Source organism: Streptomyces sp. NPDC005791 (genome assembly GCF_042871485.1).
Taxonomy (GTDB): Bacteria; Actinomycetota; Actinomycetes; order Streptomycetales; family Streptomycetaceae; genus Streptomyces.
On the sequence record NZ_JBIAIP010000001.1, the window covers coordinates 121,250 to 147,183 of the forward strand.

24 protein-coding genes, 1 pseudogene and 1 riboswitch are annotated in these 25,934 nt (G+C 71.0%); of the genes and pseudogenes, 13 read left to right on the plus strand and 12 right to left on the minus strand.

What is annotated here, in order from left to right; genetic code table 11:
• Window positions 1-18 precede the first annotated feature (18 nt).
• Window positions 19-726, plus strand: coding sequence for a pentapeptide repeat-containing protein (locus ACFYSH_RS00665; RefSeq protein ID WP_359479033.1), 708 nt, complete (start codon window positions 19-21; stop codon window positions 724-726).
• A 22-nt stretch (window positions 727-748) separates the two neighbouring features.
• Here ACFYSH_RS00665 and ACFYSH_RS00670 read toward each other — a convergent pair whose 3' ends face one another.
• Complete coding sequence (locus ACFYSH_RS00670) at window positions 749-1,246, minus strand: hypothetical protein (RefSeq protein ID WP_359479036.1); 498 nt, start codon at window positions 1,244-1,246, stop codon at window positions 749-751.
• Between the two features lie 47 nt (window positions 1,247-1,293).
• On the opposite strand from ACFYSH_RS00670, the pseudogene ACFYSH_RS00675 reads away from it, so the two are divergent.
• Window positions 1,294-1,671: pseudogene (locus tag ACFYSH_RS00675) on the plus strand (heme-binding protein); the annotation flags it as partial.
• Between the two features lie 138 nt (window positions 1,672-1,809).
• On the opposite strand, the gene ACFYSH_RS00680 reads toward ACFYSH_RS00675, so the two are convergent.
• The gene (locus ACFYSH_RS00680; RefSeq protein ID WP_359479039.1) at window positions 1,810-2,385 is read right to left on the minus strand and encodes a TerD family protein; all 576 of its coding nucleotides are present in this window, start codon (window positions 2,383-2,385) and stop codon (window positions 1,810-1,812) included.
• 172 nt (window positions 2,386-2,557) lie between these two features.
• Between ACFYSH_RS00680 and arfB the strand changes: the two genes are divergently transcribed.
• Complete coding sequence (gene arfB, locus ACFYSH_RS00685) at window positions 2,558-2,992, plus strand: alternative ribosome rescue aminoacyl-tRNA hydrolase ArfB (protein WP_359479042.1); 435 nt, start codon at window positions 2,558-2,560, stop codon at window positions 2,990-2,992.
• A 29-nt stretch (window positions 2,993-3,021) separates the two neighbouring features.
• Here the strand turns inward: arfB and ACFYSH_RS00690 are convergent, their stop codons facing one another.
• On the minus strand, window positions 3,022-3,528 hold the full coding sequence (locus ACFYSH_RS00690) for a flavin reductase family protein (protein WP_359479045.1): 507 nt from the start codon (window positions 3,526-3,528) through the stop codon (window positions 3,022-3,024).
• A gap of 363 nt (window positions 3,529-3,891) precedes the next feature.
• Between ACFYSH_RS00690 and cdgB the strand changes: the two genes are divergently transcribed.
• Window positions 3,892-5,544, plus strand: coding sequence for a diguanylate cyclase CdgB (gene cdgB / locus ACFYSH_RS00695; RefSeq protein ID WP_359479048.1), 1,653 nt, complete (start codon window positions 3,892-3,894; stop codon window positions 5,542-5,544).
• Window positions 5,545-5,675: 131 nt separating this feature from the next.
• Window positions 5,676-6,656: a carbohydrate-binding protein gene (locus ACFYSH_RS00700; RefSeq protein ID WP_388750009.1), complete on the plus strand. Its 981-nt coding sequence runs from the start codon at window positions 5,676-5,678 to the stop codon at window positions 6,654-6,656.
• 87 nt (window positions 6,657-6,743) lie between these two features.
• Here ACFYSH_RS00700 and ACFYSH_RS00705 read toward each other — a convergent pair whose 3' ends face one another.
• The 3 genes from ACFYSH_RS00705 to ACFYSH_RS00715 all read right to left on the minus strand — a co-directional run bounded on the left by ACFYSH_RS00705 (window position 6,744) and on the right by ACFYSH_RS00715 (window position 9,886).
• Entirely contained in the window at window positions 6,744-7,676 is a 933-nt protein-coding gene (locus tag ACFYSH_RS00705) for a 1-phosphofructokinase family hexose kinase (RefSeq protein WP_388750824.1), read from the minus strand.
• 162 nt (window positions 7,677-7,838) lie between these two features.
• Window positions 7,839-8,993 carry an N-acetylglucosamine-6-phosphate deacetylase gene (nagA, locus tag ACFYSH_RS00710; protein ID WP_388750012.1) on the minus strand — a complete coding sequence of 385 codons (1,155 nt, stop codon included), beginning with the start codon at window positions 8,991-8,993 and terminating at the stop codon, window positions 7,839-7,841.
• The gene (locus tag ACFYSH_RS00715) at window positions 8,993-9,886 is read right to left on the minus strand and encodes an ROK family protein (RefSeq protein WP_388750826.1); all 894 of its coding nucleotides are present in this window, start codon (window positions 9,884-9,886) and stop codon (window positions 8,993-8,995) included. The genes nagA and ACFYSH_RS00715 overlap by 1 nt, the downstream gene beginning before the upstream one ends.
• A gap of 224 nt (window positions 9,887-10,110) precedes the next feature.
• On the opposite strand from ACFYSH_RS00715, the gene ACFYSH_RS00720 reads away from it, so the two are divergent.
• The 4 genes from ACFYSH_RS00720 (at window position 10,111) to otsB (ending at window position 14,331) form a co-directional block, all read left to right on the plus strand.
• Complete coding sequence (locus tag ACFYSH_RS00720) at window positions 10,111-11,388, plus strand: extracellular solute-binding protein (protein WP_359479061.1); 1,278 nt, start codon at window positions 10,111-10,113, stop codon at window positions 11,386-11,388.
• Window positions 11,389-11,402: 14 nt separating this feature from the next.
• Window positions 11,403-11,696, plus strand: coding sequence for a DUF3263 domain-containing protein (locus ACFYSH_RS00725; RefSeq protein WP_388750016.1), 294 nt, complete (start codon window positions 11,403-11,405; stop codon window positions 11,694-11,696).
• A 132-nt stretch (window positions 11,697-11,828) separates the two neighbouring features.
• Window positions 11,829-13,400 carry a hypothetical protein gene (locus ACFYSH_RS00730; protein WP_388750019.1) on the plus strand — a complete coding sequence of 524 codons (1,572 nt, stop codon included), beginning with the start codon at window positions 11,829-11,831 and terminating at the stop codon, window positions 13,398-13,400.
• Window positions 13,401-13,473: 73 nt separating this feature from the next.
• Entirely contained in the window at window positions 13,474-14,331 is an 858-nt protein-coding gene (otsB, locus tag ACFYSH_RS00735; RefSeq protein WP_388750022.1) for a trehalose-phosphatase, read from the plus strand.
• Window positions 14,332-14,391: 60 nt separating this feature from the next.
• Here otsB and ACFYSH_RS00740 read toward each other — a convergent pair whose 3' ends face one another.
• Both ACFYSH_RS00740 and ACFYSH_RS00745 read right to left on the minus strand, forming a co-directional pair.
• Complete coding sequence (locus ACFYSH_RS00740; RefSeq protein ID WP_388750025.1) at window positions 14,392-15,768, minus strand: trehalose-6-phosphate synthase; 1,377 nt, start codon at window positions 15,766-15,768, stop codon at window positions 14,392-14,394.
• A 69-nt stretch (window positions 15,769-15,837) separates the two neighbouring features.
• On the minus strand, window positions 15,838-16,788 hold the full coding sequence (locus tag ACFYSH_RS00745) for a glucosyl-3-phosphoglycerate synthase (RefSeq protein WP_388750828.1): 951 nt from the start codon (window positions 16,786-16,788) through the stop codon (window positions 15,838-15,840).
• 153 nt (window positions 16,789-16,941) lie between these two features.
• Window positions 16,942-17,069, plus strand: a riboswitch (SAM riboswitch).
• Window positions 17,070-17,087: 18 nt separating this feature from the next.
• Between ACFYSH_RS00745 and thrC the strand changes: the two genes are divergently transcribed.
• From thrC to groL, 4 genes are all read left to right on the plus strand, one after another.
• Complete coding sequence (thrC, locus tag ACFYSH_RS00750) at window positions 17,088-18,386, plus strand: threonine synthase (RefSeq protein WP_359465599.1); 1,299 nt, start codon at window positions 17,088-17,090, stop codon at window positions 18,384-18,386.
• 29 nt (window positions 18,387-18,415) lie between these two features.
• Window positions 18,416-18,691 carry a MoaD/ThiS family protein gene (locus ACFYSH_RS00755; RefSeq protein ID WP_359465597.1) on the plus strand — a complete coding sequence of 92 codons (276 nt, stop codon included), beginning with the start codon at window positions 18,416-18,418 and terminating at the stop codon, window positions 18,689-18,691.
• Between the two features lie 430 nt (window positions 18,692-19,121).
• A complete protein-coding gene (locus tag ACFYSH_RS00760) occupies window positions 19,122-19,328 on the plus strand; it encodes a cold-shock protein (protein ID WP_003967346.1) in 207 nt (68 codons plus the stop codon).
• A gap of 364 nt (window positions 19,329-19,692) precedes the next feature.
• Window positions 19,693-21,315, plus strand: coding sequence for a chaperonin GroEL (groL, locus tag ACFYSH_RS00765; RefSeq protein ID WP_359465595.1), 1,623 nt, complete (start codon window positions 19,693-19,695; stop codon window positions 21,313-21,315).
• A 126-nt stretch (window positions 21,316-21,441) separates the two neighbouring features.
• On the opposite strand, the gene ACFYSH_RS00770 is transcribed toward groL, so the two are convergent.
• From ACFYSH_RS00770 to ACFYSH_RS00785, 4 genes are read right to left on the minus strand one after another with little or no spacing between them, the layout of a single operon-like run.
• The gene (locus tag ACFYSH_RS00770) at window positions 21,442-22,875 is read right to left on the minus strand and encodes an NADase-type glycan-binding domain-containing protein (RefSeq protein ID WP_359465593.1); all 1,434 of its coding nucleotides are present in this window, start codon (window positions 22,873-22,875) and stop codon (window positions 21,442-21,444) included.
• Window positions 22,872-23,429, minus strand: coding sequence for a phage tail protein (locus ACFYSH_RS00775; protein ID WP_359465591.1), 558 nt, complete (start codon window positions 23,427-23,429; stop codon window positions 22,872-22,874). The genes ACFYSH_RS00770 and ACFYSH_RS00775 overlap by 4 nt, the downstream gene beginning before the upstream one ends.
• A gap of 36 nt (window positions 23,430-23,465) precedes the next feature.
• Window positions 23,466-25,424: a putative baseplate assembly protein gene (locus tag ACFYSH_RS00780; RefSeq protein ID WP_359465589.1), complete on the minus strand. Its 1,959-nt coding sequence runs from the start codon at window positions 25,422-25,424 to the stop codon at window positions 23,466-23,468.
• Window positions 25,424-25,876 (minus strand): GPW/gp25 family protein, encoded by a 453-nt coding sequence (locus tag ACFYSH_RS00785; RefSeq protein WP_388750031.1) that lies wholly within the window; start codon window positions 25,874-25,876, stop codon window positions 25,424-25,426. Before ACFYSH_RS00785 ends, ACFYSH_RS00780 begins: the two co-directional genes overlap by 1 nt.
• Between the last annotated feature and the right edge of the window lie 58 nt (window positions 25,877-25,934).

A 25,934-nucleotide genomic window follows, 5' to 3' on the forward strand; every position in this document is an offset into this window, starting at 1 on the left:
TCAGTGGTGTGCGTCACGATGGGGGGCATGGCACGCACAGGCAACAGGAGCAGCAGGGGCGGGGGCACGAAGGACGGGGTGGCGGTGGCGCGGCGGCCGGAGGTCCGGCTGCCGTCCCTCGCGGTGTACGACGGGGAGGGCCTGGAGCCCGACGGGGATTACGACGGTGTGCGGTTCGCGGAGACGGACCTGGCCGACGCATCGGGTCCTGGGGCGCGTTTCATGGACTGCGAGCTGCGCGGCTGCGCTCTGGACCGGGCGGAGCTGGTGCGGGCCAGGTTCGTCGACTCGGTGCTGACGGGGGTGCGGGGGGTGGGCACCGATCTCGCGGGGGCGTCGCTGCGGGATGTGGAGATCATCGACGCGCGGCTGGGCGGGGTACAGCTCCATGGTGCGGTGCTCGAGCGGGTGCTCGTGCGGGGCGGGAAGATCGATTACCTGAATCTGCGCACGGCACGGCTCAAGGACGTCGTGTTCGAGGGGTGTGTGCTGTCGGAGCCGGACTTCGCGGAGGCGCAGCTGGTCCGGGTGGAGTTCCGGGACTGTGTGCTGAAGCGGGCCGACTTCAGTGCGGTGCGGATGGAGTCCGTCGACCTGCGGACGGTCGCCGAGCTCGACATCGCGCGAGGTGTGGAGCGGCTGTCGGGGGCGGTGATCAGCCCCTCCCAGCTGATGGAGCTGGCTCCGGCGTTCGCGGCGCAGATCGGGGTGCGGGTGGAGGCGTAGCGACGGCGTGCCTCCGGCGCAGTCAGAGGCGGGGGAAGCGGGCCTGGAGGTCCCAGATGATGGGGTTGTCGGCGAGGCCTTCGTGCATGTCGGCGAGGTCGGCGATCAGGTCGTGCAGGAAATCGCGGGCCTCGCGGCGCAGCAGGGAGTGGCTGAAGGTGAGCGGGGGCTCGTCGCCGGGCATCCAGTCGGCCTCGACGTCCACCCAGCCGAAGCGGCGCTCGAAGAGCATGCGGTCGGACGATTCGGTGAAGTCGAGTTCGGCGTACTGCTGGCGGTGCGAGCGGTTGCCCCTGGGGTCGCGGTCGATCTGCTCGACGATGTCGCAGAGCGCCCACGCGAAGTCGAGCACGGGGACCCATCCCCAGGCTGTGGACACCTCGCGGTCGGCCTTGGTGTCGGCGAGGTAGACGTCCCCGGAGAACAGGTCGTGCCGCAGGGCGTGGACGTCCGCACGGCGGTAGTCGGTCTGCGGGGGGTCCGGGAAGCGCCGGGAGAGGGAGTAGCCGATGTCGAGCACGGTTCGATGGTGTCATGCCGCGTGAGTGCCCCGCGCCGTTCGGCGCAGCCGCCGCCACCAAGGCCGCTCAGGCCGCCCTGGACGCCGCCAAGAAGGAGAACCAGCGCGTCTCGGTGGCCGTCGTCGACCGTGACGGCAACACCCTCGTGACCCTGCGCGGCGACGGAGCGGGCCCGCAGTCCCCCGAGTCCGCGGTGAAGAAGGCGTACACCGCCGTCTCCTGGAACGCGCCCACCTCCGAACTGGTCGAGCGTCTGGAGCAGGCCCCGAACCTGCAAAACATCCCGGGCACCCTGTTCCTGGCGGGTGGCTCGCCCGTGCGGGCCGAGGGCGCCCCGGTGGCGGGCATCGGCGTCGCGGGGGCGCCCAGCGGCGGCCTCGACGAGGAGTTCGCCGCGGCGGGTGTCGCGGCCGTCACCAGGTAGGCAGGTGCCGGCGCTGCCGTACTGCCGTGCGTCCCGGGGCTCGGCGCGTGTCCCCGGCATCGGCGGCGTGGACCGGCCGACGGCGCACGGGAGCCCCCGGCTGAGGTAGGCCGGGGGCTCCCGTGGGAAGTCGGTACGTCAGAGGTTGACGCCGAAGTCCTGCGCGATGCCGCGCAGGCCCGAGGCGTAACCCTGACCGACCGCGCGGAACTTCCACTCGGCACCGTTGCGGTAGAGCTCGCCGAAGACCATGGCGGTCTCGGTGGCGGCGTCCTCGCTCAGGTCGTAGCGGGCGATCTCGGTGCCGCCGGCCTGGTTGATGATGCGGATGAAGGCGTTCCGCACCTGGCCGAAGTTCTGGCTGCGAGCCTCGGCGTCGTAGATGGAGACCGGGAAGACGATCTTGTCGATGTCCGCCGGGAGGCCCGCGAGGTTGACGTTGATCTGCTCGTCGTCGCCCTCGCCCTGGCCCGTGATGTTGTCACCGGTGTGGACGATGGTCTGGTCCGGCGTCGCCTTGTTGTTGAAGAAGACGAAGTGGCCGTCGGAGTAGACCTTGCCGGCCGGGTTGACCGCGATCGCCGAGGCGTCGAGGTCGAAGTCGGTGCCGGTGGTGGTGCGGACGTCCCAGCCGAGGCCGACCGTGACGGCGGTCAGGCCCGGGGCCTCCTTGGTGAGCGAGACGTTGCCGCCCTTGGACAGGCTTACAGCCATGGGAAGTCCCTTTCCTCGTCATGTGCGGGCTTCGTGCCATCACGAAAGCTACCGTCACCCGTCCTAACGCAGACAAGAGACCACGAGGTTCCTGCCCGCTTTACTTTCTTTGCCGAACTTCTGGACGAACGCTCGCAAAACAAGGTGACGAACGGCCGGTGGGCCGGGGAACATGGGTGCCATGTCCGGGCCCTATGTCATCCGCGGTTCGGTCTCCCTGCCGGAGGCCGAACTCATGTGGCGTTTCTCGCGGTCCTCCGGACCCGGTGGGCAGCACGTCAACACGAGCGACTCCCAGGTGGAGCTCCGCTTCGACCTCGCGGCGACCGAATCCCTGCCCGAGGTGTGGAAGACCCGGGCCCTGGAGCGGCTGGCAGGCCGGCTCGTCGGCGGTGTCGTGTCCGTGCGCGCCTCGGAGCACCGCTCCCAGTGGCGCAACCGCGAGACGGCCGCCGTGCGGCTCGCCGCGCTCCTGGCGGAGGCCACGGCGCCGCCGCCCAAGCCGCGCCTCAAGAAGAAGATCCCGCGCGGTATCAACGAGCGCCGACTGCGGGAGAAGAAGCAGCGGGGCGACACGAAGCGCGGGCGCTCCGGCCGCGACTGGTAGGAGCCCGCCGGGCCACGGCGGGGGCGCGGTCAGCCCAGCTGCCGGTAGCGGCCCTTGAAGTACGTCAGGGGCTCGCCGTCCGCGCTCGGCAGCGACGCCGTCAGCACCCGGCCGATGACCAGGGTGTGGTCGCCGGCCAGGACGCGCTGTTCCGTGCGGCACTCCAGGGTGGCCAGCGCACCGCCGATCAGCTGTGCACCCGTGACCTCGCCCCGTGTGCAGGGGATGTCCGCGAACAGCAGCCGGTCACTGATCCGGCCCTTCATGGCGAACCGCCCGGCGATCTGCCGCTGGCCCTCCGTCAGTACCGACACGGCCCACAGGGGCTGCTCGGCGAGCAGGTCGTCCATCCGTGAGTCGTTGCGCAGGCTCACCATGACCAGCGGCGGATCGAGCGAGACCGACATGAAGGCGGTCGCCGTCATCCCGACGTCCTCGCCCCGGCCGTGCGCGTCGAGCGGCGGTTCCTGGGCGGTGATCAGCACCACGCCCGCGGCCAGGCGGGACAGGGCGGCACGGAACTCGTCGTTGCTCACCCCTTCAGCATGCGGGACGGAGTGGGGAACGGTTTCCCCCGGGCGCGGGGTGCGGGAAGTCTTCTGCAACACACCGGGCACGCTAGCGCCGCGTGGTGCGGGGCCGCATCGGGCCGGAGGACCAGTCAGGTCCTAGGACTCCGGAACCCATGTGCACCGCTTTGCTTTCCGGAAACAACAGCGGCCTCAGGAGGGGTCGTGAGCACCCCTCACCTTCTGTTGTGACTTGAGTCACAGAGAGCAATATTTGTTGACCCTGTGTACCGGGTGCACAGCTCACTGTGATTCAGTGGCCGTGACAGTGCAACAAGTACGTCGATATGAAACCTGGAGTTGCTGTCGAGGTCTCAGGGAGTGCGAGCAATGGAGGCCGAGTCGGAGCCGTACGTCCGCCTTGCGACCATGCGGCAGTTGCACCAGGCCGTCGCTGATCTCAACACGGCGCGGAGCCTGGCGGACACGCTGCAGTCCGTGGCCGACGGCATCGTCAGCGGGCTCGGTTACGAACTGGGCTGCGTCAACCTCGTACGGCCCGACGGCGATCTCGTGGTCGCCGCGTTCGCCGGCAACAGCGCCGCGGAAGCCCTGATCACCGGCCGTGTCGGCTCCCGGGAGGCATGGGAGCGCAGGCTGTCCATGGGTGAGGCCTGGGACGGGCTCCGGTTCATACCGCACACCGAGGGCTGGGTGCTCCTCGACGACGACGTACCGCAGTGGCACACCGAGGGGCCGGAGCCCCGCTTCGAGGACGAGTGGCACCCCTTGGACCGCCTCTACGCCCCCATGTACGCCTCCGGCGGAGGTCTGGACCTCCTGGGGGTCCTCTCGGTCGACGGGCCGCGCAACGGCCGCCGCCCCGGCGCCTGGGGCCGTGAGGCCCTCCAGATGTACGCCTCCCAGGCCGCGATTGCGATCAGTAACGCCCGGCTCCGAGCAAACATGCAGCGCGCCCTGGTCAGGCTCGAGCGCGAACAGCAGGCGCTGCGGGCCAGTGAGGAATCCTTCCGCCAGGCCTTCGAGTACGCCCCCAGCGGCATGGCCATCGCCGAAATGGGCGGTGACCAGCACGGCAGGCTGCTGCGCACCAACGACGCCCTCTGCCGGCTCCTGGGGCGCCCCGCGTCCGTGCTGCGCCGCTACTCCTTCGCCGACCTCGTCCACCCCGAGGACATCGGCACCCTGCTCCGCACGTCCGCCGAGGGCGGGCGGGCGGAACTGCGGCTCGGGCGCAGGGACGGCACGTACCTCTGGGTGTCGCTGCGTAACTCCGTCGTCGCCGACACCACCGACGGCCCGCGTTTCCTGCTCACCCACGTCGAGGACATCGAGGAGCGCAAGCGCAACGAGCTGCACCTCGCGCACCGCGCCTCGCACGACGCGCTCACCGGTCTGCCCAACAGTGCCGAACTGCGCTCCCGGCTCGGCGCGCGGCTGTGCGAGCGGCCCCACGCGGTCACCTCCACCGCCATAGAGGCGCTGGACGCGGCGTACGGCGACCTCGAGAGCTCGGCACACGGCTACCGCGCGGACGGCTACGAGGGGGAGGCGGTGCCGGGCGGCGGCCCCTACGACCACCATGTGCACATCGTGGCGCCCGACGCGGAGCGCGACGACGGGACCAAGGGGCTGGCGGTGCTCTTCTGCGACCTGGACGGCTTCAAGTCCATCAACGACCGCTTCGGGCACCACGCGGGTGACGCGGTTCTCATCGAGGTCGCCCGACGGCTCACGACCTGCGTACGGGACGGTGACACCGTCGCGCGGCTCGGGGGTGACGAATTCGTCGTCCTCGCGGACGGTCTCGGGGAGGCAGATGCCGCGGATCTGGCCGTACGCTTGCGTAACGCCATCATTCCGCCCATCCGGGTGGACGGCCGGGCAGTCAGGGTCGGGGCGAGTTTCGGTATCGGCTGGGCCGAGTGCGGCATGACCGAGGAAGAGGTCCTGCACTCCGCCGACCAGCGGATGTACGTGGAGAAGCGGTCCCGGTCGAAGGTTCACCGCAGAGCCGGATGACGTTCACGCCCCGGCTCTTCCCGTACACCGCCCGGTTTTCCGGGGACCGAGGGCAATTCGACGCGTGCTCCGTTCGGGGTAGGCTCGGCCGGTCGGCGACGGCTGGCGACATGGTGAGGAGTGACCCAGGGATGACGGCCGGAAACAACGGCGCGAGCAAGCCCGAGGACGACGATCCGTTCGGCTATCTGTACGAAGACGGGCGGGCGGCAGGCGCACAGCCGCCCGGGCAGAGTGGTTACGGCTACCCCGGCCCGGCCGCGCAGCCCGGCGTGCCCAGAACGTCGTACAACCAGGTGCGGACGGTCGGCGAGCGCCAGTACGGGCAGGTCCCGCCGCAGCAGGCCTACGGCCAGCAGCCCCCGCCGCAGTACGGCCAGCCGAACCCGCAGTACGCGGCGCCGGAGACCTACCCGGGCGGCGCGCCCACCGCACAGAGCCAGTCCGCCGGGTACGGCGGAGGCGGCAGGAACGGCGGCTCCGGCCGTGGCGGACCCAACACCAAGGCGCTGCTGATCGCGGCCGTCGCCGTGGTCGCCGTGGTGCTCATCGGCATCGGTGCCGCGCTGATGACAGGTGACGACGGCGAGGGCAAGAAGGCCGAGGCCGGTTCGTCGGCGGGCCCGGCCGACGGGGTCGAGGAGTCCCCGGAGCCGACGAAATCCGCCGAGGAGTCCCAGGAGCCCGTGGATCTGCCCAAGCAGGACGCGGCGACGCTCACGCTCGGCGGTACGGCCTCCCTGGACAACACCGTCAAGGGCGCCAAGAGCGCCAACGGGCAATACATCAGCCTCAACGAGGTCGGCCGGTCGGCGACCTGGACGGTCGAGGTCCCGGAGAGCGGCGCGTACACGCTGTACGTGACCTACGGCGTGCCGGGCAGGGACGCCAAGACGTCCCTCACGGTCAACGACGGGGACCCCCGCTCCATCAACATGAAGAACTTCGCGCACGCTGCGGAGGGTGACCTGGAGAAGGGCTGGACGACGACGTACGCGTACGTCCAGCTCGAGAAGGGTTCGAACAAGCTCATGCTGTCGTGCAACGAGGGCGACTCCTGTGACGCCAACCTCGACCAGCTGTCGCTGAAGTCGGGTCAGGTCCAGGGCTGATACGCCTCGGTCCAGCACCACCGTCGTCCCGGTCATCGCCCAGCGAGCCGGGACGCGGTGTTCTCCGGGCGCCCCCGGACGGTCGGTTCAGGCCGCCGGTGCCTGCTGGGCGACGGTGACGCGGGCCAGCAGGTCCTCGTAGGCCGTGCGGTCGAACTCGCCGGCCGTCGGGGCCAGCACGGTCGCCGTCGACAGGGCCACCGCGCGGACCAGCCGGTCCCGCCAGCCCAGCCCCTCGGCGAGGGCGGACAGCAGCCCGGCCACGGCGGAGTCGCCCGCCCCCGTCGGGTTGCCCCGTACGGGGTCCGGGGGTGCGGCGCGCCAGATGCCGTCGGGGGTGACGGCGAGGAGCCCGTCCGCGCCGAGCGACGCGACGACGCTGTGCGCGCCCCGGCGGCGGGCGTCACGGGTGGCCCGCAGGGGTTCACGGGCGCCGGTGAGCTGGGCGAGTTCGTCGGCGTTCGGCTTGACGAGGTCGGGGCGGGCGGCGATGCCGCGGCGCAGGGGTTCGCCCGCGGTGTCCAGGAGGACGGGTACGCCGGCGGAGCGCGCGAGCCGGACCAGTACCGCGTACGCGCCGACGTGGATGCCGGGCGGCAGGCTGCCGCACAGGGCGACGGCCTCTGCCTCCGGGAGCAGTTCCCCGTACGTCCGCAGGAAGGCCGTCCATTCGCCGGCGCCTATGTGCGGGCCGGGTTCGTTGAGCTGGGTGGTGTCGCCGGTGGCGCGGTCGACGACGGCGACGGTGCGGCGGGTGTTTCCCGCGACCGTGACCAGCGCGTCGGCGGGGCCGTGGGGGAGTGCGCCGAGCAGGTCGCGCAGGACGGCACCGGTGGCGCCGCCGGCGAAGCCGGTGACCACCGTGCCGTGGCCGAGCGCGGCCAGCACCCGGGCCACGTTGATGCCCTTGCCGCCGGGGCGTTCGGTCACTTCGCCGACGCGGTGGCTGGTGTGCGGGACGAGGGCGGGGACGGCGTACGTCAGATCGAGCGCGGTGTTCAGCGTGACGGTCAGTATCACCCGCACCGGCCCCCGGTTCCCTGGTAGTCCACTCCCGTGCGCCGTCTCCCCGCGGCGCCGTCCTGGGGATCATGCCAAAGCGGCGGCGGTCGTCCCAGGTCTCCGGGACAACCGCCGTCTCTTCGTTACGTGTTCAACGGGCCGTCGGCCGGGCGCGGCCCGTCAGTCGAGGTGAGGACCTACGATCCACGCGCCGCGGCGCATGACGCCCTTGAGCGCGAAGTCCGCGTCCAGGACCACCAGATCGGCGTCCTTGCCCGGTTCCAGCGAGCCGACCCTGTCGTACAGGCCCAGGAGGCGGGCCGGGTTGGCGGAGATGGACCGGACGACGTCCTCGACGGGGATCCGGTCGACCGTCACGGCCCGGCGGAACGCGGTGTCCAGGGTGAGGGTGGAGCCGGCGATCGAGCCGCCCTCCACCAGGCGTGCGACACCGTCCTTGACCTCGACGGCGAGCGGGCCGAGCTCGTAGAAGCCGTCGTCCGCACCGGCCGCGTCCATCGCGTCGGTGATCAGCGCGACCCGGTCGGCGCCCGCGTGGTGGTAGGCGAGCTCCAGGGCGGCCGGGTGCAGATGCGTACCGTCGTTGATCAGCTCGACGGTGACCCGCTCGTCCTCCAGGAGGGCCGCGATCGGTCCGGGGGCGCGGTGACCGAGGGGAGGCATCGCGTTGAAGAGGTGCGTGGCGACGGTGGCGCCCGCCTCGATCGCCTCGACGGTCTGCTCGTACGTCGCGTCCGTGTGCCCGACGGCGGCGATGACCCCGTGTTCGGCGAGCAGCCGTACCGACTCGATGCCGCCCGGGAGCTCGGTCGCGAGGGTGACCATCTTCGCGGTGCCGCGGGCCGCGTCGAGCAGCTTGCGCACCTCGGCGGGGTCGGGGTCGCGGAGCAGTCCTTCGCTGTGGGCGCCCTTGCGGCACGGGGAGATGAAGGGGCCCTCGAAGTGGATCCCGGCGAGCTCGCCCTGCTCGACCAGCTCGGAGAGCAGACCGGCCTGGCGGGCCAGGAAGTCCATCTCACCGGTGACGGTGGAGGCGACGACGGTCGTCGTGCCGTGCCGGCGGTGTGTCCGTACGCCGGTCAGCACGTCCTCGGCGGTGCCGGTGGCGAAGGACGCGCCACCGCCGCCGTGGTTGTGCACGTCCACGAATCCGGGGACCAGCCAGTGGCCCGAGAGGTCGACGGTCCGGGCGCCCTCCGGCGTGCTGCCGGCGATCCGGGTGCCCTCGACGATCACCCGGCCGTCCTCGACGGTCCCCGTGGGGAGCACCACCCGGGCACCTGCGAGAACTGTGCTGTCTGCGCGTCCGGCCATCAGGCGGATACCTCCGTGAAGAGTAGATCCCAGGCGAGCAGCCCTGCGCCCAGGCATCCGGCGGTGTCCCCGAGGGCCGCCGGGACGATAAGAGGCAGCTTCTGGAACGTGACCCGTTCCTCGACAGCCGCACGCAGTGGTGTGAACAAGGTTTCCCCCGCCTCGGCGAGACCGCCACCGATGATGAGCGTGCGGGGGTCCAGCAGAGTGAGCGCGGTGACCAGTCCGGCGGCCAGCGCGTCGACGGCGTCCTGCCAGACGCGCAGGGCGGCCGGGTCGCCCGCGGCCACCGCCTCGGCACAGTCGGCGGCGTCCGCGTCGGGGTCACCGGACGCGGCGGCCCAGGCCCTGGAGACCGCGGCGGCCGAGGCGAGGGTCTCCAGACAGCCGCGCTGCCCGCAGCCGCAGTCCGGGCCGTCCGGCCGGACCACGATGTGACCGATCTCGCCCGCGTACCCGTGGGCACCCGCCTCGATGGTGCCCGCGATGCCGATGGCGCCGGCGATGCCGGTGCCCAGCGGCACGAACAGGAACCGGTCCGCGCCCTTGCCCGCGCCGATCCGGCCTTCGGCGAGGCCACCGGTGCGGACGTCGTGGCCGAGCGCGACCGGTATGCCGCCGAGTCGTTCACCGATCAGCTTCCGCAGCGGTACGTCACGCCAGCCCAGGTTGGCGGCGTAGACGGCGATCCCGTGCTCCGCGTCGACGATGCCGGGCACGGCGACCCCCGCGGCGACGGCCCCTGCGCCCAGGTGCTCCCCGCCGTACGCGTACAGATCGGCGGTGAAGCCCAGGATCGTCTCCACGACGGCCTCGGCGCCGCGGTCCCTGCCGGTGGCCCGGCGCGCCTCGTGGAGCAGGGTGCCGTCGGCCCCGACCAGAGCGGCCTTCATTCCTGTGCCGCCCACATCGAGGGCGATGACGTGTCTCACGGGAGACAGTTTCGCCCGACGACCCCTAAAAGGTCTAGTCCACTATCGTGGAGTGTTGGCACCCATACAAAACGGTCCTGCTAGATTGCCGAGTCGATGCACCGGTGGTGTAGACCTCCTCGGAGGGGAAGCAGGATCGCGGACCCGTCGCCGGACCGGTGGCGCCCGCGTCGAACGAGCTAGGGATGGACAGGGCTGTGCAGCGGCGCTTTGTGGGTCTGACCGCGGTAGTGGCGGCACTCGGTATGACGGCAACGTTGTCGGGGTGCGGATCGGACACCGGAGGCGACGACGTCACGCTCCGGCTGGTCGCGGCCGAATACGGCACCGGTGCGGAGAACAGCTCCGCGAAGTACTGGGACGACGTCGCGGAGAAGTTCGAGAAGCAGAACCCCGGCATCGACGTCGAGGTCAGCGTCTACTCCTGGAAGGACGTCGACCGCGAGGTCGCCGAGATGGTGAAGGCCGGCAAGGCCCCCGACATCGCGCAGATCGGGGCGTACGCCGACTACGCCAAGGCGGACAAGCTCTACACCGCCCACGAGATGATCTCCATCCGCACCGAGTCCAACTTCATGCCCTCGCTCACCGACGCGGGGGAGCTCGACGGCAATCTGTACGGCCTCCCCTTCGTGGCCAGCACCCGGCTCCTCTTCTACAACAAGGGGCTGTTCGCCAAGGCCGACCTCGGGGCCCCGCAGACCCGGGACGACATCCGGAGCGCCGCCGCCGCGCTCGAGCAGGACGGCGTGACCTACCCCTTCGCCCTGCCGCTCGGCCAGGAGGAGTCCCAGGCCGAGACCCTGATGTGGATGCTCAGCGGCGGAGGCGGCTACACGGACGAGGTCGGGAACTACGACATCGACTCCCAGGCCAACATAGAGACCTTCCAGTGGCTGAAGAACGACCTCGTCGGCAAGGGACTCACAGGCCCCGTCGCACCCAAGGAGCTCGACCGGGCGAAGGCCTTCGAGGCGTTCACCAAGGGTGAGGTGGGCATGCTCAACGGTCACCCGACGCTGATGCAGGAGGCCGAGAAGAAGGGCGTCGAGGTCGGCATGGTCCCGCTGCCCGGTGTCGACGGACCGACCGAGGGCTCCATGGGCGTGGCCGACTGGATGATGGGCTTCAAGCAGAACGGCCACGGGGTGGAGATCGGCAAGTTCCTCGACTTCGCCTATCAGGACGCCAATGTGCTGGCCTTCGCCGACCAGTACGACCTGCTGCCGGTGACCATGAGCGCGTCCGCCGCCATGGAGACCGATGACAAGCACAAGTCGCTGCGCCCGTTCCTGACGGCACTGCCGAACTCGCAGCTGTACCCGTTCGGCAAGACCTCATGGGCGCAGGCCAGCGAGATGATCAAGGAGAAGATCGGCTCCGCGGTCGAGCCCGGCGGCAGCCCGGAGAACGTGCTCGTGGGCATCGCGGCCGAGGCCCGCCAGGCGGAGAGCGCGGAGTAGGTAGGTTGGTCGACATGACCGCCGGCCCCCCTGACCCCGCCGACTCCCCCGGCTCCGCCGCCCCCTCCGGCTCCGGCTCCGCCGTCCCGCTCTCCGACCGGGAACGCGCGGTGCTGGCCCTGGAGCGGCGGTCCTGGCCGGGGCCCGGAGCGAAGGAGCGGGCGATCCGTGAGGAGCTGGGCATCGCGCCGGTCCGCTACTACCAGCTGCTCAACGCCCTTCTGGACGACCGCCGCGCCCTGGAGGCGGACCCGGTCACGGTGAACCGCCTGCGCCGGGTCCGCGAGGCGAGGCGCGGGCGCCGCTGAGGAACGGGGCCGAAAAACACGGCCTCGTCCGCGCCTCGCAGCCGATCCGCGGATTTTCCCCGCCACACCCCTCCTGTTCGTCATGCCTGGCTACTCTCCCGTCGCCCGGTCCGTCACAGGAGAGGTACGTCCATGAGCACCTCGGTCCACCGCCCCCCGACAGAGCAGTCCGCAGCCGTCCTGGCGTCGGTCCGGCAGCGTCGGGAAGGGAGCCGGGCCGGGGGTACGTCCGCACGCTCGACGGAGCACGCCCTCCTCGCGATGCAGTCCCGCGCCGGCAACCGGGCCGCGACCGCGGCGGTACAGCGCGCCCGGGACCCCGCGAGAGGGGGAACGGCGGAGAACGGCGGCGCGTCCGCCGGAGCGAGGAAGAACTATCGCGACCGGATCGCCGGGCTCCTCGACAGGTTCAAGAAGAATCTCGAGCCCATCGACACGTTCATCAAGGGTGTCCAGACCCCCACCAACGCGGCCTTCACCCAGCAGGCCACCGTCGCGGCCAACGAGGGCCTCAAGCACTCCGCCGCCGCCTCGGGGACCTCCGCGGCGTCGGGGAACCTCCTCACGGAGACCGCCGGCGCGGTGGTCAGCGGCATGGACGCGTACAAGAACATGAAGGACGCCAAGAAGCACGAGACCGGGGCCGGCCACCACACGGCGAAGAAGAAGGCCAAGACCAAGGGGACCGACGCGGTCATCGGGGCCGCCGGTTCGGGAAGCTACAGCGCCGCCATCGCCAAGGAGGTGACCAAGATCCAGAAGGCGGCGGACGCCGCGGTGGCGTCCGAGGCGAGCGGTATCGCCAGCGCTTCCATCGGCGCGATCAAGGGCATGCGGTCCGCCTTCCGCGTCGGGGGGGCGGCCCGCAAGTACAAGCAGGTCAAGGGGCTGGGAGATCCCCACCTCGTCCACGCGGGGTCACTGGCCCGGCTGAACGAGGCGCGGGAGCAGGCCAACTGGGCCGCGGCCGAGGCGTACGTCGCGCTGGACGGCTACTGGAAGCACGAGGGCGAGGGACGGCTGGAGTGCGTGTCCGAGGCCGTCGACGCCGCCTGGGAGGCGATGGGGGAGGCCCGTGACGCCGCCGAGAGCCTCCAGCGCGCCGAGCAGGACGTGGAGAAGCTGAGCACGGTGCAGGGGTACGCGAAGAAGAAGCAACTCACCAAGATGGGCAAGGAGACATTCAGCGGCGGGGGCGAGTCCACCAAGGCCGCGGCCGGCATCGTGACGGCGGTCGCGGCGGGAACGGCCGGGCTGGCGAGCAACCCGGTCGGATGGGGCCTGGCCGGGGCCGGGGCGGGCCTCGTCCTCGGCGTCACCATGTACAAGGCACTGCGCGCCGCCACGAAGCGCTACGAGGAGGTCCGCCACCCCGAGCGCTGGGCGCCGGAGGGCGAGACCCCGGCGGAGGCCTCCCGCAAGGAGTCGTTGCAGCATGCCCTGAAGTTCTGGAAGAAGGTGTCGAAGGGCGAACGCCAGGCCATGGCACGCGAGATCTACGCCCTGGCCGCGGGCCCCGACATCTCCGGGAGCGGCGCCACCACGGCCGAGATGCGGGAGTCCGCCAGGGCCCTGCTCATCGCTCTCAAATCCGGCCCCGCCCAGCACCAACTGGATCCGGAAGCATGGGCTGAGACCCTCGACGACCCGGCGAAGACCTCCGGTTGGATCCAGGAGATAGCGGAGCAGCTGGCCTCGGGGTGACCGTCGCGGAACAGGTCCGTCGCGTGCGCGGCGCGGATCCCACCGTCCGCCCGGTCACCGATACGCTCGGACCATGGGTAACCCGGCACATCCCCTCCCGACCCCGTCCACCCAGGCCGGCCGCGAAGGCCTCGCCGCACTCCTGGCCCGTCCGGCCCGTACGGTCGTCGCGCTGGACTTCGACGGCACGCTCGCCGACATCGTCCCGGACCCGGAACGGTCCCGCGCCCACCCCGCCGTCCTCCCGGCCCTCTCCGCGCTCGCGCCCCAGGTCGCCGCCGTCGCCGTGATCACCGGCCGCCCGGCCGGCACCGCCGTGCGGTACGGCGGTTTCGCCGGGGCGCCGGGCCTGGACCACCTCGTCGTCCTCGGGCACTACGGCGCCGAACGCTGGGACGCCGTCACCGCCACCGTGCACGCCCCCGCTCCCGACCCCGGCGTGGAGGCCGTCCGGGCGGAGCTCCCCGCAGTGCTGGAGGAGGCGGGCACCGGCACGGACAGCGGCATCTGGGTCGAGGAGAAGGGCGGCCGCGCGGTCGCCGTGCACACCCGCCGTGCGGCCGACCCGCAGGCCGCCTTCGAGGTCCTGCGCGCCCCGCTCGCCGCCCTCGCCGTCCGCCACGGCCTGATCGTCGAACCGGGCCGCCTGGTCCTGGAGCTGCGCCCGCCGGGCATGGACAAGGGCGTGGCGCTGGAGGAGTACGTGCAGGAGGCCGGCGCCGAGGTGGTGCTGTACGCCGGTGACGACCTCGGCGACCTCGCCGCGTACGCCGCGGTGGAGAAGCTCCGCACCCAGGGCGTCGCGGGCCTGCTGGTGTGCAGCGGCACCGAGGTCCCCGAACTCGCCGATCGCGCCGACCTGTTGCTGCCGGGCCCCTCGGCGGTGGCGGAGCTGCTGGGGGACCTGGCCCGGCGGCTCACCCAGCCCTAGGGCGTGTTTCGAAAGTCCCGCCTGCCTGTCGGGCGGACGGCGCTACTTTCGAAACACGCCCTAACCCCGCAGCGCGTCCAGCTGGTCCAGGAACCACTGCTGCGGGGGCAGCGCCGTCGCGGCGGTGGCCAGGCGCTTCGAGCGGGCGCCCCGCTCGTCGCGGTCCATCGTGAGCGCCTCGTGCAGCGCCGTCGCCGTGGCCGACACGTCGTACGGGTTGACCACGATCGCGTCCTCGCCCAGCTCCTCGTACGCCCCGGCCTCCCGGGACAGCACGAGCGCGCAGCCGTGGTCCGAGACGACGGGGACCTCCTTGGCGACGAGGTTCATGCCGTCGCGGATCGGGTTGACCAGGGCCACGTCGGCCAGCCGGTACGCCGCCAGGGAGCGGGCGAAGTCGTCGTCGACCTGGAGTAGGACAGGGGTCCAGCCCTCCGTGCCGAAGTCCGCGTTGATCGTGTCGGCGACCCGCTGGACCTCCGCCGTGTAGTCGCGGTAGACCGCGAGGTCCTGCCGCGAGGGGTAGGCGAAGGCGATGTGCACCACGCGTTCCCGCCACTCGGGGCGCTCTTCCAGCAGCGCCCGGTAGGCGTGCAGCCCGCGGACGATGTTCTTGGAGAGCTCCGTGCGGTCCACCCGTACGATCGTGCGCCGGTCCGCGCCCACCTGCTCCCGCAGGACCTCCATGCGCTCGTCCACGTCCGTCTCGCGGGAGCGGCGGCGCAGGAAGTCCGCGTCGGCGCCCAGTCCGTGCACCCCGATGCGGGTGTGGCCGGTGCCGCCGAGGATCTCCGTGCAGCAGCCGATGAAGGCGTCCGCCCAGCGGCGGGTCAGGAAGGCGGCGCGGTCGGCACCCAGGATGCCCTTGAGCAGCTGCTCGCCGATGTCGTCGGGCAGCAGCCGGAAGTAGTCGACGGGCGCCCAGGGGGTGTGCGAGAAGTGCCCGATCCGCAGGTCGGGGCGCAGCTCGCGCAGTATGCCGGGGACCAGTGAGAGGTGGTAGTCCTGCACCAGGACGGCGGCGCCCTCGCCCGCCTCCTCGGCCAGCGCCTGGGCGAAGGCCCGGTTGTACGCCTCGTAGGACGCCCACTGCCGGCGGAACTCCGCGTCGAAGACGGGCTCCAGCGGCGTCTGGTAGATCATGTGGTGGACGAACCAGAGCACCGAGTTGGCGATGCCGTTGTACGCGTCGGCGTGGACCCCGGCGTCGATGTCGAGCATCCGGACGCCGGGCTCGGACACCCCGCGCCGGACCGCCTCGCGGTCACCGTCGCTCAGGGCGGCGCACACCCACAGCTTGTCGTCGACGGCGCTGAGGCCGGAGACGAGTCCGCCCCCGCCCCGCTTCGAGTCGAGCGTGCCGTCCTCCCGCAGCGCGTACGACACGGGGCCGCGGTTGGACGCGACGAGGACCTGGGCGGAGTGCTCGGAGACCATGTACCCGAACCTAGCCCGTAACGGAAGCCTCCAAACGTGAGGTGACCGTGGAGGCGGCCCGAAGAACCGTTACGCCGCACTCCGCGACGCGTACTCGGGTATGTCCCCCATGGGCGGCCTTTCCTCCGTGTCCACCGCATGGGTGTGCGGGAGGAAACCGTCGGGGCCCCGCTCGAACTGGATGATCTCGGGCCGTACGAGCGGTCCCCGGGACAGCCTCAGCTGCGCCGTGCGGTAGATCGCGGCGGCCATCCGGCCGAGGGCCTGACCGTCCTGGTGGCGGTGTTTGCGTACCCCGACGTCGACCTGCGCCAGCGCGTCCAGGCCGACCGTGTGCAGCGCGTCGACGAGGAGTCCCAGCTCCACTCCGTAACCGACCGGGAAGGGGAGCCGCTCCAGCAGGGAGCGCCGCACCGCGTATTCGCCGCCCAGCGGCTGGACGAAACCTGCCAGGCGGGGCCAGTGCAGATTCAGCAGGGGGCGCGCCACCAGCTCGGTCACCCGGCCGCCCTGGCCTGCGACTTCGCCCAGCGGGCGGTCGTACATGGCCTTGACGAGGTGCACCGAGGGGTCGGTCAGCAACGGGCCGACGATCCCGGAGACGACCTCTGCGGAGAAGTCCCTGAGGTCCGCGTCGACGAAGCAGACGATCTCCCCGCTGGTCACCAGGAGTGATCGCCACAGGACCTCGCCCTTGCCGGGCAGGGCGGGTATCCGCGGCAGGATCGCGTCCCGGTGCACGACCCGGGCGCCGGCCCGCCGCGCCTCCTCGGCGGTGGCGTCGGTGGATCCGGAATCGATCACCACCAGCTCGTCGACGAGCTGGACCTTCTCCATCAGCTCGCGCCGGATCTCCGCGACGATCGTGCCGACCGTCGCCTCCTCGTTCAGAGCGGGCAGCACGACGCTCACGCGCGAGCGGTGCGGATCCTTCGCCCGCGCGGCCGTGAGCCGGTCGAGCGGGCGGTCGGCGGCGGACCAGGAACGCCTGGTCAGCCAGCATTCCACCTCTTCCAGCACGGTCGATACTCCCTGTATGTGATCCATCTCGCGGTTCGGACGACTATCTCAACCGTCCAGTGCTTCGGTTACAGTCTTGAACAACGCGGACGACCCTCGCATCTCGGGGTCGGTCCGCGAAAAAACGCCCGGACCCATGGTCCGGTGCCATAGCGCTCATCCAGAGGGACTGAGGGAACGGCCCGTTGAAGTCCCGGCAACCCTCCTGCCGACCGCGAGGTCACGGTGGGGAAGGTGCCAATTCCGTCTTGCGGCGAAATACGTCGCAAGGAAGATGAGGAGAAAGGGCCTCCGCCATCATGGCCGTGCAGACAGTTGCAGCGAACACCAATTCTTCCGCCGTGGACCTCGGTCCCGCCGCAGCACTTTCCTGCCGCGAATGCGGCGAGCGTTTCGACCTCGGCCCCATTTTCGCCTGCGCGTCCTGTTTCGGGCCGCTCGAAGTGGCGTACGACCTGCCGAGCGGCTCCCCCGAAGAGCTGAAGAAGCGCATCGCCGAGGGTCCGAACAACATCTGGCGCTATGCGCCGCTGCTGCCCGTCCCCTCCGATGTCGCGGACAAGCCCAACATCAACCCCGGCTTCACGAAGCTGGTCAAGGCCGACAACCTCGCCCGCGAGCTGGGCGTGACCGGCGGTCTGTACGTCAAGGACGACTCCGGCAACCCGACGCACTCCTTCAAGGACCGTGTCGTCGCCATCGCCGTCGAGGCCGCACGCGCCTTCGGATTCACCACCCTCTCCTGCTCCTCCACCGGCAACCTCGCCGGCGCGGTGGGCGCCGCCGCGGCCCGCGCCGGCTTCCGCTCCTGTGTGTTCATCCCGCACGACCTGGAGCAGGGCAAGGTCGTCATGGCCGCGGTGTACGGCGGCGAACTGGTCGGCATCGAGGGCAATTACGACGACGTCAACCGCTTCTGCTCGGAGCTCATCGGCGACCCGCTCGGCGAGGGCTGGGGCTTCGTCAACGTCAACCTGCGGCCGTACTACGGCGAGGGCTCCAAGACCCTGGCCTACGAGATCTGCGAGCAGCTCGGCTGGCAGCTGCCCGACCAGCTCGTGATCCCGATCGCGTCCGGCTCACAGCTCACGAAGATCGACAAGGGTCTGCAGGAGCTGATCAAGCTCGGCCTCGTCGAGGACAAGCCGTACAAGATCTTCGGCGCACAGGCCGAGGGCTGCTCCCCGGTCTCCACCGCCTTCAAGGCCGGCCACGACGTCGTGCGCCCGCAGAAGCCGAACACCATCGCCAAGTCCCTGGCGATCGGCAACCCGGCCGACGGCCCCTACGTCCTGGACATCGCCCGGCGCACCGGCGGAGCCGTCGAGGACGTCGACGACGAGCAGGTCGTCGATGCGATCAAGCTGCTGGCCCGCACCGAGGGCATCTTCGCCGAGACGGCGGGCGGGGTGACGGTCGGTGTGACGAAGAAGCTGATCGACGCGGGACTGCTCGACCCGACACTGACCACCGTCGTCCTGAACACCGGCGACGGGCTGAAGACGCTCGACGCGGTGGCCCCGACGACCGGTCTGTCCGCGACGATCCGGCCGAGCCTGGACGCGTTCCGCGACGCGGGCCTCGCAGCCGCCAACTGACCACCCGAGAGACCGAGGAAGGCACCCACATGAGCGTCAAGGTCCGTATCCCCACCATCCTCCGCACCTACACGGGCGGTCAGGCCGAGGTCCCGGCCGAGGGTGCGACCCTCTCCGAGGTCCTCGCGTCCCTGGAGCAGAACCACCCGGGCATCGGCGCCCGCGTCCTGGACGACCAGGGCAAGCTGCGCCGTTTCGTCAACGTGTACGTCAACGACGACGACGTGCGCTTCGAGGGCGGCCTGGACGCGGCGACCCCGGACGGCGCGGGCGTCTCGATCATCCCGGCCGTCGCCGGAGGCTGAGGAGCGGCCGGGCCGCCGGCCGCTCAGAGTGAACAGAACGGCCCCCTCCGCGAGAGAAGCGGAGGGGGCCATTCTGTATGGTTGAGCGGGGTACAGTTGGGGAAGTCCCCGCCGCTGCCCGCGCCGCCCGCGTATGAGAACGCGCCCGGCCGCGACAAGAAGTAGCCAAAGTGAGTGCACTCCTTGTGGCGTAAGTGGCCTTTGTCCGGCCCGACTTGCCCCGGAATCCTATGACTTGCCCTCATGCGTGCGCTCGCGCGTGCCCGGATTTCTCGTCCGATTGACCTGTTGCAGAGGGCAGTTGGGCAGATACATTCGGCCGCGGTCGACGCGTTCCGGCGTACGCCACCCTCTCCTGTCGGAGGGTGAGTTCTGACCCGGGCCCGCGAAGTGCGGGCTCGTGCAAGGGCCAGTAATAGGGGAGTTAGGCATGGCTCAGGGCACCGTCAAGTGGTTCAACGCGGAGAAGGGGTACGGCTTCATCGCGGTCGACGGTGGTGCGGATGTTTTCGTCCACTACAGCGCGATCCAGATGGACGGGTACCGCACCCTCGAAGAGGGTCAGCGAGTTGAATTCGAGATCTCGCAGGGCCAGAAGGGGCCGCAGGCGGACATGGTCAAGCTCGCCGTCGGCTGAGCTCGGCGCGGTCGGCCAACGACACTACTCACGCACGTGAGGCCCGTACCACCCATCAGGGGTACGGGCCTCACGTGCGTCCGTGCGCCCCTCCGGGGCGTCCACATCGCACGAGAACGCCTGCGCCCGCCCGTCCCCCGACCGCCGCTCCCACAGCGAGCCTCGCCGAAGGCGCTTGCACTCCAAGGGGTCGAGTGCTAATCATTGGCGTTAGCACTCTCCAGGTGAGAGTGACAGAAACTTGGACCGGGCCGGTGAGGCCCGCAGGCCCAGTGGGGCAAGGAACCACTGAGCACGTTGGCCGTCCGTCGCGGGCGCCTCCCGGTCCGGAGAAATCCACCCCTGTCCGGGAGGACCACTTCACATGGCCAAGATCATCGCGTTCGACGAGGAGGCACGGCGCGGTCTCGAGCGCGGGATGAACCAGCTCGCCGACGCCGTCAAGGTCACCCTCGGCCCCAAGGGCCGTAACGTCGTCCTCGAGAAGAAGTGGGGCGCGCCCACGATCACCAACGATGGTGTTTCCATCGCCAAGGAGATCGAGCTCGAGGACCCGTACGAGAAGATCGGTGCGGAGCTGGTCAAGGAGGTCGCCAAGAAGACGGACGACGTCGCCGGCGACGGCACGACCACCGCCACCGTTCTCGCTCAGGCTCTCGTCCGCGAGGGTCTGCGCAACGTCGCCGCGGGTGCCAACCCGATGGCTCTGAAGCGTGGCATCGAGAAGGCCGTCGAGGCCGTCTCCGCCGCTCTGCTGGAGCAGGCGAAGGACGTGGAGACCAAGGAGCAGATCGCTTCGACCGCCTCCATCTCCGCTGCTGACACCGAGATCGGCGCCAAGATCGCCGAGGCTATGGACAAGGTCGGCAAGGAAGGCGTCATCACCGTCGAGGAGTCCCAGACCTTCGGTCTGGAGCTCGAGCTCACCGAGGGTATGCGCTTCGACAAGGGCTACATCTCGGCGTACTTCGCCACCGACATGGAGCGCATGGAGTCGTCGTTCGACGACCCGTACATCCTGATCGTCAACTCCAAGATCAGCAACGTGAAGGACCTCCTTCCGCTGCTCGAGAAGGTCATGCAGTCGGGCAAGCCGCTGCTGATCATCGCGGAGGACGTCGAGGGCGAGGCCCTGTCGACGCTGGTCGTCAACAAGATCCGTGGCACCTTCAAGTCCGTCGCCGTCAAGGCTCCGGGCTTCGGTGACCGCCGCAAGGCCATGCTCGGCGACATCGCCATCCTCACCGGTGGCACCGTCATCTCCGAGGAGGTCGGTCTCAAGCTCGAGAACGCCGGCCTCGACCTGCTCGGCACCGCCCGCAAGGTCGTCATCACCAAGGACGAGACGACCATCGTCGACGGTGGCGGCGACAGCGACCAGGTGCAGGGTCGCGTCAAGCAGATCCGTGCCGAGATCGAGAACTCCGACTCGGACTACGACCGCGAGAAGCTCCAGGAGCGCCTCGCGAAGCTGGCCGGCGGCGTGGCCGTCATCAAGGCCGGCGCCGCCACCGAGGTGGAGCTCAAGGAGCGCAAGCACCGCATCGAGGACGCGGTGCGCAACGCCAAGGCCGCCGTCGAGGAGGGCATCGTCGCCGGTGGTGGCGTGGCTCTGCTCCAGGCCTCGGCCGTCTTCGAGAAGCTCGACCTGACCGGTGACGAGGCCACGGGCGCCAACGCCGTGAAGCTCGCGCTGGAGGCCCCGCTCAAGCAGATCGCCGTCAACGGTGGTCTCGAGGGTGGCGTCATCGTCGAGAAGGTGCGCAACCTGCCGATCGGTCACGGCCTCAACGCCGCGACCGGCGAGTACGTCGACATGATCGCCGAGGGCATCATCGACCCGGCGAAGGTCACGCGCTCCGCCCTGCAGAACGCCGCGTCCATCGCCGCGCTCTTCCTCACCACCGAGGCCGTCATCGCCGACAAGCCGGAGAAGGCCTCCGCGGCCGCTCCGGGCGGCATGCCGGGCGGTGACATGGACTTCTGATCCTCGGATCAGCAGCTCCACGCAGCACCCGCTGCACCCGTAGTACCAGTACGACGCCGGCCCCCGGGATTCGTCCCGGGGGCCGGCGTCGTACGCGTCTGTGCTACCGGTTGCCGTGCGGCCGGTTCAGGTGCGGTCCCCGCTCGACGGGCCGAAGAACTCGATCTCGGCGATGGCCACCTGCTTGTCCAAGGACGCGCCGTGGGCCGACTCGACGGTGAAGCGCACCTTGACGGCGTCGCCGACGCGGAAGGAGCGCCGCTGGCCGCCCGTGCCCTGATCCAGGGTGAGCCGGCGGGTCGTGATCTTGCTGTCCTTCGTCGTGATCGTCGCCACGAGGTGGTGCGGAAGGGCCGACGTCCCGAGCTGGTCCGGGCGGGTGGACACGCCGGGAGTGATGATCACGTCCAGCAGGCGGGTGGGCTGGTTGAAGTCGACCTCGATCCACTCCCCCGCGCCGGACTGCACCACCCCGGGGCCCCACCAGGTGTTGTTCAGCTTGTCGAAGGCGAGCTCCGGCTTGTGGCCGGTCCAGGAGCGGGACGCCTTGTACGCGGTGGGGGAGACCATGGCGCGCTTGGCGAAGTGGTCCCGGGCGGCCTGGATGCCGTCGGGGAGATACGTCACGCCGAGGACGGCCAGGGTGACGACGACGGCGACGGTGATCCAGGTGCCGATGCGGTCGAAGGCACGGCGGAGGCGGGGCCGGTCGCCGGCCCACGGGTTCTCGTTCCGGCGGGAGCCTGTGAGGCGGCGCCACCAGGGGAGGGGAGCGGGTGCGCGTTCGCCGGTGTCGGCCAGCGGCATGGCGCAGCGGACACAGAAGTGGCGGTCGGGGCGGTTGGGCGTGGTGCACCAGGAGCAGGGCGGGCCGTTGCCGGTGTCCTGCTGGGGGCCGGGGACGCGTACCTGCGGCCGGTCGGTGTCGGGGCGGCCGGGCAGGACCGGAGCGACGGCCGGAGCCGGCGTGGTGTACGCGGCGTCGGGCTCGTCGACCGGGACGAGGAGGGACCGTGCGCGGTCGGCCGCGCTGCCCCCGTCGGGGGTGGGCAGCGGGACGGTGGGGTCCGACTCGCCCGGGCGCGGGGCGTCGGAGGCGGAGGCCGCACCAGCCCCTCCCGCGGCGTACGCCGGTCCGGGGTTCCAGGTGTCGCGCTGGTGGTGGGGCAGGCGTGAGGCGTCGGGTGTCGCGGCCGAAGGACCGGCGTCGCCGGGCGTCGTCGCCGCGCCGGTGGGGCCGGTGTGGTGGGTCGCGGCGCCGGCCGGGGGCGTCGGGTCCGGGTCGCTGTCCCGCGGCGGGCGTGAGGGGCCGGCGCCGCCGGTCGCGCCTCGGCGTGCGAAGCCGTCCCAGCCGCCTCCGGCGGAGTCGGCGGAGGCGGGCCCTGCGGAGGCGGAGCCGGCTGACGGGCCGGCAGCCGCGGATGAGGAGGCGCCGGCGGCCTGGGCCTGCCCGGAGCGGGAGCGGGCCGAATCCCAGCTGAGCACGGCGCCGCAGGCGTCGCAGAACGACTGACCCGGTTCCGCGCGGGTGCCGCACTCGGCGCAGTTCTGCGTGGTCATCTCTCCGGAGTCCTTTCGGTGGCCGTCACGGTGACGGTGTAGGGCATGTGCGCGGGGCGGGCGGCGGCCACGAGGCTGTCCAGGCGGTGCGTGTCCGCCGGGGTGGGGTCGGGGAGGCGAAGCGTGACGTGGAGATGGGGGCGGGGTGTGCCCGGGACGGGGCCGAGAGGGCGGGCGTTCCATGAGGCACCGCCGCTCTCGGAGATCTCCGGTTCGGTGCCGAAGGCGAGCCGCACCGCCTCGGAGAGGCCGCGCCGGGTGCCCCGTACGCGGTGCAGACGTGCGGCGGCGGCCACGGCGGCGCGCAGCCGGGCCTCCGGTTCGGTGCCGTCGGTCTCGGCGCCGACCCAGGTGCTGAGCCACTGGGCGAAGTCGATCGGTGTGAGGGCGGGGTCGAAGTAGGCGTCCAGGCAGTCGAGTACGTTCAGGACGGGTGCCAGGACGTCGTCGAGTCCGGCGACGAAGCGCTGGGCGAGATCGTCGTCGGCGAAGACGGCGGGGAGCATCGTCGCGATGGGCGTGGACGAGCCGAGGCCGTCGACGGAACCTCTCATCGGTGGCCTCCCGTGCGGGTCGTGGTCGTCATGTCGTCACGCCCCGTCACCGATCACCCGTACGCGGTGGTCGAAGGAGAAGACCAGGGACGGGGCTTCGAGGTCGATACGGTCGGTCGGGTCGCCGCGCTTGCCGGTCAGCGGGTCGGCGGGGTGCAGGATGACCTCGTCGACCAGCTCCACGCCGGGGACCCGTTGCAGGACGGCGAAGATCTCGCCCGACTGGACCGGGCGGCCGAAGGGCCAGCCGCGGCCGTCGGCGCCCCCGGTGAGCGGGTCGAGGTGCCGGTAGAGGGCGTCGTGGGTCTGGCGGCGTACGCGGTCGGTGTCCACGCCGCGGAAGGCGTGGACCGTCGCCACCACGGTGATGCCCTGGTAGTAGGGCGGGCCCACGGCGACCCTGGTGCCGATGAGGCGGCGTTCGTCGAGGTGACGGGTGATGCGGTCGAGCAGCGCGTCACCCGGTACGAGTTGTTCGAAGCGGAGCCGGCCGCCGGGGTCGGGGACGGCCTGCGGCACGACGAGGACCCGTATTGCGTAGGCCCCGTACTCGTTCTCCTCGCCCTCCAGGCAGGTGATGCGGGCGGTCTCGGGGGCGGCCCGGCGGGCGAGTTCCTCGTAGTCGCGCAGGGTGACGGCGCGTTCCTGTGCCCGGAGGGTGATGGGTGCCCGGAGCTTGGCCTCCTCGACCGTCTCCCCGTCGACGCCGCCGCGGGCGGCTTCCCGGTTGACGACCTCGGAGACGTACGGGATGGAGGTGCGCAGGACCTGGATGGTGCCGCGGGCCACGTTGCCGGCCCGGCCGCCGCCGGTGCGGTAGCGGCGGGCGCGGATGACGGAGCCCTTGGGCGCGACGGTGCCGTACTGGCGGAGGGTGCCGTCGGGTTCGCGGACGGCGGGGCCGAAGGCGATCTCGCCGGTCGCGGCGTCGAGGGTGATGTGACGGTCGTCCGGCCGTGAGGCGGCGAAGTGCGGGACCACCTGCCAGTCCTCCCAGCCGTCGTGCCCGGCGGTCTGGAGCAGCAGCGGCTGGTCGTCGCCGACCACGGGGGTGTGGGCGAGCCTCAGCCGCTGGCCGGGCAGCCCGATGGACTCGCCGAGCGCCTCGTCGTACACGGTCTCGGCGTGCACGACGCGGGTGGTGCCGCCGATGGTGTAGGCCTCGGCGGACCTGATGGTCGGTGAGGTGGCGTAGAAGGGCTGGCCCGAATGGGGTTCGGTGACCCGGCAGCGCACCCAGCCGGCCTCGTGGCCGCCGTTGCGGGAGAGGACGTGACCGCCGGGGACGTGCAGGACGATGTCGCCGGGCCGGTTGAGTCCGCCGGTGCCGTCGCGGTCGACCTCGCAGGGCCGCCAGCCGTCCTCGGTCCACGCCTCCCACACGAGCGGGGGCTGCCGGGGGTCGACACCGACACCGTCGACGCGACTGTCGAGTTCGAGGGCGAGGGCGCAGTGCGGGACGGCGGCGGTGAGGCCGAACAGCATGCAGTCGCCGGGGGCGGGTGCCTCGGCGAAGCAGAGCAGGTCCTTGCCTTCGGCGAGGTCGGGGGTCCGGTCGGTGACGGGCTCGCCCCGGTGCTGCACCACGAGGTGCCGGAGCGTGCAGGGCACGACGCTCAGTGTGCGCTCGGTGGCGAAGACGATCGCGCTCTCACGTTCCGTGCGTACGGTCGCCACCTCGGTGCCGACCGGCACCGGTATCGCTTCCTCCTGCGGGGCGGACAGCCAGAACGTCACGTCGGTGCGGGCCGCGGCCGGGGGGAAGAGGGTGATGCCGACGAGGTCGAGGAAGGCCAGGTGGTTCTTCTCCGGCACCCGGTTGAGGCGGTAGACGATCTGGTCGGCCATGTGGGCGACCGTCTCGACGAGGGTGACACCGGGGTCGGAGACGTTGTGGTCGGTCCACTCCGGGGCGCGCTGCTGGATGTAGCGCTTGGCGTCGTCGACGAACTGCTGGAAGCGGCGGTCGTCGAGGTTGGGGGAGGGCAGGGACATCAGCCGTCGCTTTCGGAGGGGACACCGGGGCCACCGGAGGGGCCCGGCGCCCCCGGTTCCTCGTGGGAAGGGATGACGTAGAAGGGGAAGACGAGGCTGCGCGGGTTGTTGGTGCCGCGGATCGAGTAGCGCACGTCGATGAACAGGACGTTCTGTTCGGCTCCGGTGGTGACCTCGACCTCGTGGACCTCGATGCGGGGTTCCCAGCGGTCCAGGCTGATGTGGACCTCGTGCTGGATGCGACCGGCGGTCTGTTCGTTGACCGGTGCGAAGACGAGGTCGTGGATCGCGCAGCCGAAGTCGGGGCGCATCGGCCGCTCGCCCGGGGCGGTGGCCAGGACGAGCCTGATGGCCTCCTCGACCTCCCGCTCCCCACTGACGAGGGCGATGCCTCCGGTGGGTCCGATGCGCAGCGGAAACGCCCAGCCGGAGCCGACGAACTGTTCGGCCATCAGGGGGCCACCTGCCTTCTTCTTCCGATGAACCCGGAGCGCCGGTACGGCCGTTCGC

Coding starts and splice junctions, on each gene's coding strand:
- cdgB (WP_359479048.1), top strand. CDS start 3,892: ATGGAGGCCGAGTCGGAGCCGTACGTCCGCCTTGCGACCATGCGGCAG.
- otsB (WP_388750022.1), top strand. CDS start 13,474: ATGGGTAACCCGGCACATCCCCTCCCGACCCCGTCCACCCAGGCCGGC.
- thrC (WP_359465599.1), top strand. CDS start 17,088: ATGGCCGTGCAGACAGTTGCAGCGAACACCAATTCTTCCGCCGTGGAC.
- ACFYSH_RS00720 (WP_359479061.1), top strand. CDS start 10,111: ATGGACAGGGCTGTGCAGCGGCGCTTTGTGGGTCTGACCGCGGTAGTG.
- ACFYSH_RS00715 (WP_388750826.1), bottom strand. CDS start 9,886: ATGAAGGCCGCTCTGGTCGGGGCCGACGGCACCCTGCTCCACGAGGCG.
- ACFYSH_RS00680 (WP_359479039.1), bottom strand. CDS start 2,385: ATGGCTGTAAGCCTGTCCAAGGGCGGCAACGTCTCGCTCACCAAGGAG.
- ACFYSH_RS00700 (WP_388750009.1), top strand. CDS start 5,676: ATGACGGCCGGAAACAACGGCGCGAGCAAGCCCGAGGACGACGATCCG.
- groL (WP_359465595.1), top strand. CDS start 19,693: ATGGCCAAGATCATCGCGTTCGACGAGGAGGCACGGCGCGGTCTCGAG.
- ACFYSH_RS00775 (WP_359465591.1), bottom strand. CDS start 23,429: ATGAGAGGTTCCGTCGACGGCCTCGGCTCGTCCACGCCCATCGCGACG.
- ACFYSH_RS00770 (WP_359465593.1), bottom strand. CDS start 22,875: ATGACCACGCAGAACTGCGCCGAGTGCGGCACCCGCGCGGAACCGGGT.
- ACFYSH_RS00755 (WP_359465597.1), top strand. CDS start 18,416: ATGAGCGTCAAGGTCCGTATCCCCACCATCCTCCGCACCTACACGGGC.
- ACFYSH_RS00725 (WP_388750016.1), top strand. CDS start 11,403: ATGACCGCCGGCCCCCCTGACCCCGCCGACTCCCCCGGCTCCGCCGCC.
- nagA (WP_388750012.1), bottom strand. CDS start 8,993: ATGGCCGGACGCGCAGACAGCACAGTTCTCGCAGGTGCCCGGGTGGTG.
- ACFYSH_RS00780 (WP_359465589.1), bottom strand. CDS start 25,424: ATGTCCCTGCCCTCCCCCAACCTCGACGACCGCCGCTTCCAGCAGTTC.
- ACFYSH_RS00665 (WP_359479033.1), top strand. CDS start 19: ATGGGGGGCATGGCACGCACAGGCAACAGGAGCAGCAGGGGCGGGGGC.
- ACFYSH_RS00730 (WP_388750019.1), top strand. CDS start 11,829: ATGAGCACCTCGGTCCACCGCCCCCCGACAGAGCAGTCCGCAGCCGTC.
- ACFYSH_RS00785 (WP_388750031.1), bottom strand. CDS start 25,876: ATGGCCGAACAGTTCGTCGGCTCCGGCTGGGCGTTTCCGCTGCGCATC.
- arfB (WP_359479042.1), top strand. CDS start 2,558: ATGGGTGCCATGTCCGGGCCCTATGTCATCCGCGGTTCGGTCTCCCTG.
- ACFYSH_RS00760 (WP_003967346.1), top strand. CDS start 19,122: ATGGCTCAGGGCACCGTCAAGTGGTTCAACGCGGAGAAGGGGTACGGC.
- ACFYSH_RS00740 (WP_388750025.1), bottom strand. CDS start 15,768: ATGGTCTCCGAGCACTCCGCCCAGGTCCTCGTCGCGTCCAACCGCGGC.